This window comes from Vibrio sp. WZ-1 (genome assembly GCF_052037695.1).
Taxonomy (GTDB): Bacteria; Pseudomonadota; Gammaproteobacteria; order Enterobacterales; family Vibrionaceae; genus Vibrio.
In genome coordinates this window covers 1-13685 of sequence record NZ_JBQEQR010000060.1, presented here as the reverse complement: position 1 = coordinate 13685, position 13685 = coordinate 1, and the positions used below count along the sequence as shown (strand labels likewise).

Below are 13685 nucleotides of genomic sequence, written 5' to 3'. Positions count from 1 at the left end.
CCCTCTTCAGTTTTTCATTTCTTTTCTGCATTTTTGGCTAAGGTACTTTTGCCTGTATCTGAGCATACGGTGTATTCTTTTAGTGAGTCAGGTGATTAATACCAATTCCATCAATTATCTGCTCATTCTTGCTGGTTAAAATCACTTATAACGGTGTTAAAGATTTTGTAGGTAGAGTAACTAGCTAGCTGCAATCTTTGCCTTGTTCTAAGCGATTTTACCGGCGCAATTTTTTGAACATCTAATTAACGGAATTGGTATAACTGACTTGATATGACACTTCATCATTCACTTTGGCTTGCTTATTGCAATCCTTTACGTCGATAACCTAAGCGGCAAAATGGCATGTTTTATTTTTGGCACGTTAATTGCTTTTTAGTTATCAATAACGGTCAGTTCTTAATGTAGAGGCAAACATGGCTATATCTTTTGACAATGCACTAGGCATCCACCAATACACGGTGGGTGTACGTGAGCGCAACGCTGAGGTGATTTCCACCAATATCGCGCAAGCTAACACGCCTGGGTATAAATCAAGAGGTCTAGACTTTGCTAAGGAATTGCAGGCGGCAACTTCTGGGGCAAGCATTGGTCTTAGCCGCACAGATGGTCGGCACATTCCTGCCACTACAACGTTGGTCGGGGACAAGCTATATCGTTTACCTACTCAGCCAGATACGGGCGATGGCAATACGGTTGATTTGGATTTAGAGCGTAACTTGTTTATGCAGAACCAAATCCGACACCAAGCATCACTCGAATTTTTAGGTAGTAAATTTAAGAACTTAACCAAGGCAATCAAAGGGGAATAATTTAGATGAGCTTATTTAACGTTTTCAATGTAACAGGTTCTGCAATGAGCGCTGAGTCTGTTCGTCTAAATACAACTTCGAGTAATTTAGCCAACGCGGACAGTGTAAGTAGTTCAGCAAAAGATACTTACAAAGCCCGTCACGCTGTCTTTGGTGCCGAGTTAAGTAATGCGTTGCGAGGCGGTGATACAGTACCTGTTCAAGTTTTGGGTATTGTTGAAAGCGATAAACCTCTCAATGCGGAGTATAACCCTGATCATCCACTTGCAAATGACGAAGGCTATATCTACAAGCCAAACGTTAATGTGATGGAAGAAATGGCAAATATGATCTCTGCTTCTCGTGCGTACCAAACGAACGTGCAAGTAGCTGATTCAGGCAAACAAATGCTGCTGCGTACGCTGCAGATGGGTCAATAAGGATAAGGGGGTAGCGTATGGCCGGATTTAACAACGTTGGTCAAAGCGGCTTGTCCTATGTTGATCAGCTTAAGAGTCTACAAGAGAACAAAAAGCCCGATGAAACAACAGGTAAGCAGGATCTTAAACAAGAAGATTTCTTATCCCTGTTGACCAAGCAGCTTTCTCAGCAGGACCCTTTTAAGCCGGTTAGCAACGATCAGATGATTGCGCAAATGGCTTCATTTGCGACCGTAGATGGTATCGGCAAGATGAACTCTCAGTTTGAGAGCTTGAACTCGTCAATGACTTCTAACCAAGCGTTACAAGCTTCTTCATTAGTTGGGCGTGATGTTTTGGTTCCTGGTGCCGCTGGTGTGAAAACAGAGGATGCTGCAATGGCAGCGATGGTTAAGCTTCCTCAAGCGCTGGATAACTTATTTGTCCGTGTCGAGAATCAAGCTGGCCAATTGGTTCGTACCTTTGAAGTTGGTGCGAAGCCCGCTGGAGACACACGCGTGGTTTGGGACGGAAATGATGAAAACGGTAACCCATTGCCTGCTGGAAAATACAATGTCAAAGCGTCTGGGTTGGTTGAAGGAGAGTCGCAAGAGTTTCCGGTATCAACATACGCAAACGTAAACAGTGTATTGCTAGGTAAAGGCGATGGTAACGTACTGCTCAACCTGGCTGGCTTTGAATCGCCAGTTCGACTTGCTGAAGTACTAGAGGTAGGCAAGGCGTAATTGAGCGTTAGCCAGATTAGGAGATTTTGAAATGTCATATGTATCTTTAAGTGGTTTATCTTCAGCTCAGCTGGACCTAAACACAACCAGTAATAACATCGCTAACGCGAACACCTACGGCTTTAAAGAGTCTCGTGCAGAGTTTAGTGATGTATATTCTAACTCGTTATTTACCAATGCTAAAACCACACCAGGTGGTGGTGTTCAAGCAAACCAAGTTGCTCAGCAGTTCCACGAGGGTTCAAGTGTTTATACTAATAACCCAATGGACTTGCGCGTGTCGGGTACAGGTTTTTTTGCAGTAGCAAAAGATCGTTTGATCCCTCAACAAAATGAAATGACACGTAATGGTGCATTTCATTTAAATAAAGACAACTACATGGTGACGGCGAATGATGAGTTTTTGCTTGGCTACCAAGTAAACCCTGAGTCAGGTGAAGTTTCATCTTATGAACCGCAACCAATCAATATTCCGGCTGAATTCGGTAAACCGAAGCAGACTGCAAATATTGAAGTTGGGGTAAACTTACCAGCAAATGGTGACCTTAAAGATCCAACTCAGTTTGATTTCTCAGACCCGGATACATATAACCGTTCAACGTCATCGACAATTTACGACTCGATGGGCCAATCTTATAAGTTGACTACATATTACTTAAAAGATCAGACTCAGCCTAACACATGGCAAACCTACTATACCGTAACAGATAAAACGGGCGAGAAACCGTTAAACGTTGCAAATGGTGATGCGACCACTCCTGGCGGTCACGTTGGCCATACCATGCGATTTAACAATGATGGTACTTTGGCAAGCTTGAATAATGGCCAACCAATTACTTCTGTTGCGCTTGGGGATCCGGCAACTAATGGCACACCTGTCGATCTTAACGGTGCCGATCCTGCTCAGACCCTAAACTTTGGTTTGGACTCAGCAACTCAGTTTGCTGCACCATTTGAACTAACTAAGTTTGATGAAGATGGCGCAACAACAGGTTTCCTGACAAAGATTGACTTTGATGAAAACGGTAGTGTGTTGGGTACCTATTCTAACGGTGAAAACGTCACTTTAGGTCGTGTTGCACTCGTGCGTGTTCCTAATGAGCAAGGTCTGGATAAGAAAGGTGGTACCCAGTGGGATTCAACTCAGTTCTCTGGAGATAAGATCTGGGGCGAGTCAAACAAGGGCTCTTTCGGTACAGTAAATAACGGTATGCTAGAGCAATCAAACATTGATATGACTCAAGAGCTGGTGGATCTGATTTCAGCCCAGCGTAACTTCCAAGCCAACTCACGTGCGCTAGAAGTTCACAACCAGCTACAACAAAATATCCTGCAGATTCGCTAGAGCATTAGTCCGATAATCTGTTTTATCAGGTGTAACGAGCTGATGCTTTTTCACCTGATGACATCATGACATTCATCTGATGCCCAACCTGAATTTTCCTCAATTTGGGTTGGGCATGCTTTGATCTCGCCCTTGCCGCTGTTGCCGCTGGATAGATCAAAAAATTGCCTCTCTGGGAATGAATGCTCTTCATTTCGGTCAGTTAAAATCTTGCCTGTTACCTTAAGTGTTTGATGAATAACTACATTTCAACTATGGCATAACTTTTGCTTTTACTCCGTTGTACAGAGACTTTTGGAGTAATTTATGGATCGCGCACTGTTTCTCGCAATGAGCGGCGCTAAGCAAAATATGCAAGCCCTGCAATTGCGTGCTAATAACTTGGCTAACGTGAGCACAACAGGCTTTCGTGCCGATTTAGCACAAGCTCGTTCAATGCAAGCCTATGGTGAAGGCCATGCTTCACGTGTTTTTAGTATGACAGAGCGACCAGGACATAATTTTGCTCAGGGTAGTGTCATTACTACTGGGCGCGACCTCGATATCACGGTTGAAGGCCAGGGGTGGATCTCTGTTCTTGATCCGATGGGTAAAGAAGGCCTTACGCGCAACGGTAATCTGAAAGTTGATCAAAATGGCTTGCTAACCAATAGCTCAGGCCATGTTGTACTTGGTGAAAATGACGCGCCAATTACACTTCCTATCCCATTATCCAAAATTGAAATTGGCCGTGATGGCACCATCTCTGTACTTCCACAAGGTGCTCCGGCAGAAGAATTAGAAGTTGTTGATCGTATTAAGTTAGTTCGTACTGACGATCAAGGACTTTTTAAAGATATCAATGGCTTATTTCGCCATAAAACTCCAAACCAACCTTACGAAGCAGACGCAACAGTAAGCATCCAAACAGGTGCGATTGAAGGCAGTAACGTCAATGCCGTAGGTGAGATGACCGCTTTGATTGATTTACAGCGTCAATTTGAAATGCAGGTCAAGATGATGAGCACAGCTGAAGAGATGGACAAGTCGTCCGATTCACTGCTTCGTATGAGTTAATTGAGTTAGAGGTTTACAATGCATCCAGCACTATGGGTAAGCAAAACCGGTCTAGACGCCCAGCAGACCAATATCGCAACCATTTCCAACAACTTGGCTAACGCCTCAACCGTTGGGTACAAAAAAAGCCGCGCCGTATTTGAAGATTTGTTCTACCAGAATATTAATCAACCGGGTGGTCAGTCATCACAAAACACTGAATTACCGAGTGGTTTGATGTTAGGCGCTGGTTCTAAAGTGGTAGCAACGCAAAAAGTACATACGCACGGAAACGCACAAACCACTACTAATGCGCTAGATATGATGGTGGAGGGTGATGGTTTCTTCCAAGTTACCCTTCCTGACGGCAACATTGGCTACACGCGAAACGGCCAGTTCACTCTGAACGGCGAAGGCACACTCGTTACCTCTGGCTCTGGTTACCCCGTTGAGCCTGAGATCGTTATTCCAGAAGACGCGATTTCAATTACGGTTGGTACCGATGGTGAGGTGTCTGTACGTGTTCGTGGTCAACAAGATAACCAAGTTGTTGGTCAGTTAACCATCACCGATTTCGTTAACCCGGGTGGTCTCGAGCCTATCGGCCAAAACCTATACTTACCAACGGGTGCAAGTGGTGACCCTCAAGAGGGTGTTCCGGGGCTAGATGGTTTAGGGGAAATTCGTCAATCCATGCTCGAGGCGTCTAACGTGAACGTGACTGAAGAGTTAGTCAACATGATTGAAGCTCAGCGAGTGTACGAAATGAACTCTAAAGTTATCTCATCCGTCGATAAGATGATGAGCTTTGTCAACCAGCAACTATAACGACTAATTCGAATTGAGGGCCTTCAGATGAAACGTATCTCACTACTTGCACTGATTTTAACCATGTCTGGTTGTTCAATGTTAGAGCCAATTGAAACGGATGAAGTATCGCAAGCGACAACGGTAGTTGATGCGGTTGAAGGTGATAAATCTCAAGATGAAAGTAATGGTCTGGTTGATACGCTAAGAGGTAGAACCGATCCTATAGCGGGCGACCCTGCGTGGGCACCGATTCACCCTAAACAAAAGCCAGAGCATTATGCAGCAGCAACAGGTTCATTGTTTAGTGCAGACCATATTTCTGATTTATACGATGACTCTAAGCCTCGTGGTGTCGGCGATATTATTACGGTTACCTTAGATGAGACAACCAGCGCAACGAAAAGCGCTAATGCTGATATGTCTAAATCGAATGATGCGACGATGGATCCTCTCTCTGTAGGTGGTCAAGAGCTGCAAGTTGGTGGCAAGTACAACTTTTCTTATGACTTGAGTAATAGTAATACATTTGCTGGTGATGCTTCTTCTAAGCAAAGTAATAGCATCAGTGGCTACATTACTGTTGAGGTGATTGAAGTTTTAGCTAATGGTAACTTAGTTATTCGAGGTGAAAAGTGGATGACCTTGAACACTGGCGATGAGTATGTTCGTTTAAGTGGCACCATCCGTCCGGATGACATCAATTTCGACAATACCATTGCATCCAATCGAGTTTCCAATGCCCGAATTCAATACTCAGGTACGGGAATCCAACAAGATATGCAAGAGCCTGGATTCTTGGCACGATTCTTTAATGTATCGCTGTAACAAATGCAAATTTGACGACAATTTGACTGCATAAGAAAGGTAACCATGAAAAGAATCGTACTACTGTTGATGAGCATCGCACTATTTTCGGCAACGACACAAGCTGCGCGAATTAAAGATGTTGCACAAGTTGCTGGTGTACGTAGTAACCAGTTAGTCGGTTATGGTTTGGTTTCAGGTTTGCCAGGTACTGGTGAGTCGAACCCTTTTACAGAACAAAGCTTTAATGCGATGTTGCAGAATTTTGGTATTCAACTGCCACCGGGTACTAAGCCAAAAATCAAGAACGTTGCAGCAGTAATGGTAACTGCTGAGCTACCCCCATTTTCGAAACCTGGCCAGCAAGTAGATGTAACGGTTTCTTCTATTGGCAGTGCGAAAAGTCTTCGTGGTGGTACGCTGTTACAAACTTTTCTTAAAGGCCTTGATGGGCAAGTTTATGCCGTAGCGCAAGGAAACTTAGTCGTTAGTGGTTTTAGCGCTCAAGGTGCTGATGGTTCAAAGTTGGTAGGCAACAACCCAACTGTAGGACTTATCTCTAGCGGAGCAATGGTTGAACGTGAAGTTCCGACGCCATTTGGCCGAGGTGACTATATAACTTTTAACTTATTGGATTCTGACTTTACAACAGCACAGCGCATGGCGGATGCGGTAAACAATTTCTTAGGTCCTCAAATGGCAAATGCGGTTGACGCGACATCAGTAAGAGTTCGTGCACCACGTGACATCAGCCAGCGAGTAGCATTTCTCTCTGCGATTGAAAACCTGGAGTTTGATCCAGCAGATGGTGCGGCAAAAATTATCGTAAACTCTCGTACTGGCACCATTGTTGTTGGTAAACATGTTCGCCTTAAACCTGCGGCAGTGACCCATGGTGGAATGACTGTTGCAATTAAAGAGAACTTAAATGTAAGTCAGCCCAATGGTTTTTCTGGTGGGCAAACTGTAGTTGTGCCTGATTCGGATATCGAAGTGACTGAAGAAAAAGGAAAAATGTTTAAGTTCGAGCCAGGACTTACACTGGATGATCTCGTTAGAGCCGTGAATGAAGTTGGTGCAGCGCCTTCTGATTTGATGGCAATTTTGCAAGCATTAAAACAAGCTGGTGCTATTGAAGGCCAGTTGATCATCATTTAATCGATTAGGAGACAAACCATGGTGAACAATCCTAACGATATTGGTTTTATTCATGACATCAGCTCACTTGATACGCTGCGCCAAAAAGCAGTAAAAGAAGGTAAAGACGGTGAGCAAGAAGCGCTGCGTGCGGCAGCTCGTCAGTTTGAATCTATTTTCACATCAATGATGTTGAAGTCGATGCGAGAAGCCAATGAAGGCTTTGAATCCAACTTCATGAATAGCCAAAACGAAAAGTTCTACCGTCAAATGCTAGATGAGCAGATGGCGAGTAATTTAAGTGCGTCAGGCTCGATGGGGCTCGCAGACATGATTGTTAAGCAATTAACAGTTGGTCAAGGTGATGACAAGAGTGAAACGGCAATGCGCGAAGCGGCAAACAATGCTGTGGAATATCGTCGCGTGGATCCAAAGAAAGCGCGTGAAATTGAGCAGCGTTTAATTGAATCTGGCCAGCTATCGCGTCCTGGTTCAGAGCCCTCACGCTTTGATACACCAGAGTCTTTTGTTAACTCAATGAAGCCATACGCTGATCGCGCAGCAAAAGCTTTGGGTGTTGAGCCATCTCTACTAATTGCACAGGCAGCACTAGAAACTGGCTGGGGGCAAAAGATGGTTAAAAATGCCCGGGGTAGCAGTAACAACTTATTCAATATAAAAGCAGACAGAAGTTGGCAAGGGGACAAAGTTACCACTCAAACTCTGGAGTTTCATGATAACACTCCAGTAAAAGAAACCGCCGCTTTTCGTTCTTACTCAAGCTACCAAGACAGCTTTAATGACTACGTTAGATTTTTAAATGATAACCCTCGCTATGAGACGGCACTTCAGCATCAAGGCAGTTCAGAATCATTTATTCGCGGCATTCACAGTGCTGGTTACGCGACAGACCCAAATTACGCAGACAAAGTGCTGCAGGTGAAGCAAAAAATCGAAAGTATGTAATTTATAACGATTCTGAATTTATCCCTCCTCTTTATAAGGCTTGCGATGGTGCAAGCCTTTCTTTTTTCCTCAGTTTACTTCTTACTTCGATGCTGGCACGCCTTTTGCTAACTTCTAATTAGGTGATCGGTCAATACCGATTTTATTTTGTTTGTTGGGGGCATGTATGGCGTCAGATCTTCTGAATGTAGGTACTCAAAGTGTGCTTACTGCTCAGAGACAGCTAAATACGACAGGTCATAACATCTCGAATGTTAATACTGAGGGCTATAGCCGTCAGTCTGTCATACAAGGCACCAATGATCCTCGTCAATTTGGTGGTTCAACTTATGGTATGGGTGTGCATGTGGAAAATGTTCGCCGCTCATGGGATGAATTTGCCGTTAAAGAATTGAACCTGTCCACAACGAACTACGCAAATAAGCTAGACAAAGAAGCAGACCTCGATTTGCTTTCTAGCATGCTCTCATCTGTTGCCTCAAAGAAAATTCCAGAGAACCTTAACGAATGGTTTGACGCGGTAAAAACTTTAGCGGATACGCCAAATGATATTGGTGCACGTAAAGTCGTGCTTGAGAAAGCAAAACTGTTGAGTGAAACCTTAAATGGTTTCCATGAGACAGTACGACAACAGTCTGACGTGACAAACCGTAAACTCGACATGGGTATTGAGCGTGTCAACCAACTTGCTGTTGAGATTCGTGACGTACATCGATTGATGATGCGCTCCCCTGGTCCTCATAACGATTTGATGGACCAACATGAAAAGTTAATTAAAGAGTTATCTGACTACACCAAGGTGACAGTGACTCCGCGCAAGAATGCTGAAGGCTTTAATGTCCATATCGGTAATGGCCATACATTGGTATCTGGTACGGAAGCGAGTCAACTCAAAATGATTGATGGTTACCCTGATGTTCACCAGCGTCGACTGGCTATGGTTGAAGGTGGCGGAATAAAACCAATTAAATCAGATGATATAGATGGAAAAATAGGCGCCATGCTAAGTATGAGAGATGAGCAAATCCCATACATAATGGACGAGCTTGGCCGTCTAGCTACCGCATTTTCTCACGAAGTAAACCAGCTACAGAGCCAAGGGTTAGATCTCTATGGCAACGTTGGTGAGTTGATTTTTACCGATGTAAACTCAGAGCTGCTTGCAAAGTCGAGAGTGGTGACATCAGCTCAATCGACAGCTGATATGGCGGTTTATATTAATGACTTGAGCCAATTAAAAGGTGGTGAGTACGCATTACGTTATGACGGTAATAGCTATAGCATCACCAAGCCTAATGGCGAAACAGTTAAAGTTGATACAGATTCGTCAGGTAAAGCGTTTTATCTTGATGGGATGCGCGTCGAAGTTCGCAATGAGCCTAAAGTGGGTGAGCAAGTGTTAATTCGCCCAACCAGAAGCAGCGCTGCACAGATTCAGATGGAAACCAACGATCCAAAGGTAATTGCGGCTCAAAGTTATGAAGCATCCACGACCTTTGCACAAGGCAAAGCCACATTCGAAATTGTCGATGCAGGTGACCTGCGTGAATTTGAGGTCGTTGTTTCTCCGATGGGAGACCAATTTGCGGTAACAGATACCAACGGCAATGTAGTGATGCCACCTCAGGCATATCCACCATCAGGCCCGGTATCGGTAACATTACCGCCGGAGCACCCTCTATATAAAAATGGTTCGGCGACAGTGTTTGAGTTGTCGTCCGGTGCTATTGCGAATGACAAATTTACGGCAAACCTTGTCCCTTCAGAGGGTGATAACGGCAACTTGAGAAAGATGCTGCATATTCAAACGGATAAAAAAATGGATGGCAAAGAAGCGACCATTTTGAATATCTATCAAAATTTGAATACCAATGTTGGACTTAAAGCCTCTACGGCAAGTCGTTTATCCGATGTCGCTCGACTAGAAAATGAGTCTGCTCAAGAGCGATTAGCGTCTATTTCCGGTGTAAATCTGGACGAAGAAGCCGCGAATATGATGAAGTTTCAACAAGCATACATGGCCTCTTCACGCATTATGCAGGCGGCGAACGACACGTTTAATACCATTCTTCAGTTGCGATAGGGGAGAGAATAAATGTTAACTCGAATTTCTAGCTTCCATAACTATCAATCAGTACAGAATGATCTTCGTCGTCAAGAAAACAAAGTACATCATAATCAAGAGCAACTAGCATCTGGCAAGAAGTTAACTAAACCGAGTGATGATCCACTTGCGACCCACTACATCCAAAGTATTGGTCAGCAAGAAGAACAACTGAAACAGTACTTAGATGCCATTGTTTTAGTACGTAATCGCCTCGAGCATCATGAAGTCACCATTGCAAATGCTGAACAATATACCGATGACGCTAAACGCTTAAGTATGGAAATGATCAACGGTGCAATGTCGCCAGAAGATCGTGAAGCAAAAAAGCGAGAGTTAGAGGAAATATCCAACAACCTCCTCGCACTGGTTAACTCCCAAGATGAAGCGGGTAACTATGTTTTTGCGGGCACCAAGCCGAAAAACCAACCTTTTTTCCGAGATTTTGATGGCACGGTCACTTATACCGGTGATGACTACCAAAGAAAAATGCGCATTTCGTCGAACATAGAAATGGCAACGAACGATCCCGGTAGCAAGCTATTCATGGATATTCCGAACCCTTTCGGTGACTTTGAGCCTAGATATGATCTACAGGAAGGCTCAGAGCTGTTGTTAAGCACCGCGACAACTCGATCAAGAGATGAATCCAATTACAAACTCACTTTTGTTGATATGAGCAATGGTAAATTTGGTTATCAATTGGAAAAGAACGGCAGTGTCGTGCAAGTTGATGACTATTCACCAATTGATGGTATTAAATATGAAGGGGTGAGCATCCAACTGAAAGGGCAAGTCACTGCCGGAGACAGTATTACGATTGAACCGCGTAAGAGCTTTAGTATCTTCGATACATTCAGAGATACGGCAAAATGGTCTGATGAATCAGTTTCTGATGCATCAGCAACCGCACAGCTTCATCAAATGACAGAAGAATTTCAAGCCGCGTTTATTCATTTAAACAAAGCAAGAACTGATGTTGGTGCTCGACTGAGTACGCTAGATATTCAAGAGCAGAATCATGAAGACTTCAATCTCTCTCTGGCCAAATCAAAGAGTAATTTTGAAGACTTAGATTATTCCAAGGCTGTTATTGAATTTTCGGAAAACACAAGAGCACTGCAAGCATCGCAGCAAGCTTTTGGTAAGACGAAAGACTTGACGTTATTTAACTACATCTAAATATCGATGCGTGCTGCGGCGCTTCTCTCTATGCCTTATGTGCAATGCCTTAAGTGCGAGAGATAAATAAGCGGCATGTTATTTCCCAAAGCGGCAAAGTTTGGGGGAAGTTCATCAGGAATGATGTATTTGTTGGGATGAGTAATGCCACTCAACGTATTTTTCGGCGGAATTAATGGGGTTGGCTTTATTGTAACCCTATGCTGATAAAGGCTTTTGCTGATTTTGATTATTTTTTATTAAAGTTGGCATGTATATTGTATCTATGTGGTCAGAATAGATTTACGGATTCTAAACCTTGCCTAGTAGGCAGCTTTAGCAAGTAATTTTTACGGTCAGTGCTTTTCCAAATGAGAGTAAAGCTGGCCGCTTCGCAAAGCTTGCGAACTCAAAAGGAGAGCAAAATGGCTGTAACGGTTAGTACTAACGTTTCTGCGATGACCGCACAACGTTACTTAAATAAAGCGTCAAACGAACTCAATACTTCAATGGAGCGTTTGTCATCAGGTCATAAGATTAACAGCGCAAAAGATGACGCTGCTGGTCTACAAATTTCGAACCGTCTGACAGCTCAGTCTCGTGGTCTGGATGTGGCGATGCGCAACGCGAACGATGGTATTTCCATTGCACAGACAGCAGAAGGTGCAATGAATGAAGCAACATCTATCATGCAGCGCATGCGTGACCTTGCCATTCAGTCGGCAAACGGTACGAACTCGCCAGCAGAACGAGAAGCTATCAACGAAGAGTCAAATGCGCTTCAAGATGAGTTGAACCGTATCGCTGAAACCACATCATTTGGTGGCCGTCGTTTGCTAAATGGTACATTTGGTGAAGCAGCGTTCCAAATTGGTTCAAGCTCCGGTGAAGCAATGATCATGGGTTTAACCAGCATTCGTGCAGATGACCATCGTATGGGTGGTACAACGTTCTTGACTGAGAATGGTAAAGGTAAAGACTGGGGCGTATCTGCAGATAACGCTGACCTAAAAATTACTTTACCAGGCATGGGTCAAGATGAAGAAGGTAATACGACCGATCTAGATATCGAAATCACAGCAAAAGCAGGTGATGATATCGAAGAGTTGGCGACATACATCAATGGTCAGTCTGACTTGATCAATGCATCAGTCGGTGAAGATGGTAAGTTGCAGATCTTTGTAGCAGAACCGAACGTGAAAGGAGATATCTCTATTTCAGGTGGTTTGGCATCAGATCTAGGATTTACTGGCGAACCTATTGCGACCACGGTACAAGATATCGATATGACATCGGTTCAAGGCTCTCAAAATGCAATTGGTGTTTTGGATGCAGCATTGAAATACGTGGACTCACAACGTGCAGACTTAGGTGCGAAACAAAACCGTCTAAGTCATAGCATTAATAACTTGGCAAACATTCAAGAGAACGTAGACTCTTCGAATAGCCGAATTAAAGATACAGATTTTGCGAAAGAAACGACGCAAATGACTAAAGCTCAAATTTTGCAACAGGCAGGTACTTCTATTCTTGCTCAAGCAAAACAGTTGCCAAACTCTGCAATGTCACTATTGCAGTAGTTTACCTAGCCTGTACTCAATACATTCAGACGTGGATGGGAATACAGGCTTTTGGCAAGCAACTTTGCAATAGAATGTGCGGCTCTCTCATCTCTCACCTGCCAATCATTTTCAATGTAAGGTTGCACCCGGTATGTCGGATATGTGTTCATTTCTCTTGATCTCCACATAGGCTCTGGCTACCAACCTAGCCCCGGTTCTCTCAAAGGAAAAGGGGCTTTTTCTTTTTATCTATTCCCTCGCCTGTACTGGCTGTCCCATTTATCAATCGCTAATGATTGATTCAACGAATCCTCGTCGACGTATCGTATTAAAACTTTAGTGTTTTCTTTATTATTTTTTAAAACTGCTGTTCGAATCTCGCATTGCCATTTTTCTTATTTTTTTTCTAAAGCTTCTCAAATTGACGTCGTTATAAGGGTAACTTTGAGAGAACTACTTGGTTTTCCGAGACGTCGGAAACCGCTTTATCGGAAAATCAATTGGAGAAATCACCATGGCAGTGAATGTAAATACAAACGTATCGGCGATGACCGCTCAGCGTTACCTAAACAACGCAAACTCAGCTCAACAAACTTCAATGGAGCGTTTGTCTTCAGGCTTCAAAATCAACAGCGCAAAAGATGATGCTGCGGGTCTACAAATCTCGAACCGCTTGAACGTTCAAAGCCGTGGTTTAGACGTTGCGGTACGTAACGCGAATGATGGTATTTCAATTGCACAGACCGCTGAAGGTGCAATGAATGAGACAACCAATATCCTACAACGTATGCGTGACCTATCTCTA

General features: G+C 43.7%; 13 protein-coding genes. All 13 read left to right on the top strand.

The genetic code is table 11. The annotated features are described in order from the left end of the window. Positions 1–416 precede the first annotated feature (416 nt). Positions 417–812 (top strand): flagellar basal body rod protein FlgB, encoded by a 396-nt coding sequence (flgB, locus tag ACTS60_RS05870; RefSeq protein ID WP_010446694.1) that lies wholly within the window; start codon positions 417–419, stop codon positions 810–812. A gap of 5 nt (positions 813–817) precedes the next feature. Next, a complete protein-coding gene (gene flgC / locus ACTS60_RS05865) occupies positions 818–1231 on the top strand; it encodes a flagellar basal body rod protein FlgC (protein WP_440887483.1) in 414 nt (137 codons plus the stop codon). A 17-nt stretch (positions 1232–1248) separates the two neighbouring features. Next, positions 1249–1956, top strand: coding sequence for a flagellar hook assembly protein FlgD (gene flgD / locus ACTS60_RS05860; RefSeq protein ID WP_440887482.1), 708 nt, complete (start codon positions 1249–1251; stop codon positions 1954–1956). Positions 1957–1987: 31 nt separating this feature from the next. Continuing rightward, positions 1988–3301 (top strand): flagellar hook protein FlgE, encoded by a 1314-nt coding sequence (flgE, locus tag ACTS60_RS05855; RefSeq protein WP_440887481.1) that lies wholly within the window; start codon positions 1988–1990, stop codon positions 3299–3301. A gap of 306 nt (positions 3302–3607) precedes the next feature. Next, the gene (locus ACTS60_RS05850) at positions 3608–4357 is read left to right on the top strand and encodes a flagellar basal body rod protein FlgF (RefSeq protein ID WP_440887480.1); all 750 of its coding nucleotides are present in this window, start codon (positions 3608–3610) and stop codon (positions 4355–4357) included. Between the two features lie 18 nt (positions 4358–4375). Then, complete coding sequence (flgG, locus tag ACTS60_RS05845) at positions 4376–5164, top strand: flagellar basal-body rod protein FlgG (protein WP_005382032.1); 789 nt, start codon at positions 4376–4378, stop codon at positions 5162–5164. A 27-nt stretch (positions 5165–5191) separates the two neighbouring features. After that, entirely contained in the window at positions 5192–5971 is a 780-nt protein-coding gene (flgH, locus tag ACTS60_RS05840; protein WP_440887479.1) for a flagellar basal body L-ring protein FlgH, read from the top strand. Positions 5972–6016: 45 nt separating this feature from the next. Further along, positions 6017–7108 (top strand): flagellar basal body P-ring protein FlgI, encoded by a 1092-nt coding sequence (locus ACTS60_RS05835; RefSeq protein WP_440887478.1) that lies wholly within the window; start codon positions 6017–6019, stop codon positions 7106–7108. Between the two features lie 18 nt (positions 7109–7126). Further along, on the top strand, positions 7127–8053 hold the full coding sequence (gene flgJ, locus ACTS60_RS05830) for a flagellar assembly peptidoglycan hydrolase FlgJ (RefSeq protein WP_440887477.1): 927 nt from the start codon (positions 7127–7129) through the stop codon (positions 8051–8053). A gap of 166 nt (positions 8054–8219) precedes the next feature. Then, a complete protein-coding gene (gene flgK / locus ACTS60_RS05825; RefSeq protein WP_440887476.1) occupies positions 8220–10136 on the top strand; it encodes a flagellar hook-associated protein FlgK in 1917 nt (638 codons plus the stop codon). A gap of 12 nt (positions 10137–10148) precedes the next feature. Beyond that, entirely contained in the window at positions 10149–11339 is a 1191-nt protein-coding gene (flgL, locus tag ACTS60_RS05820) for a flagellar hook-associated protein FlgL (RefSeq protein WP_440887475.1), read from the top strand. A gap of 404 nt (positions 11340–11743) precedes the next feature. Continuing rightward, a complete protein-coding gene (locus ACTS60_RS05815; protein WP_088881210.1) occupies positions 11744–12898 on the top strand; it encodes a flagellin in 1155 nt (384 codons plus the stop codon). A gap of 496 nt (positions 12899–13394) precedes the next feature. Next, the coding region (locus tag ACTS60_RS05810; RefSeq protein WP_440887474.1) for a flagellin N-terminal helical domain-containing protein at positions 13395–13685 on the top strand (291 nt) is incomplete at its 3' end.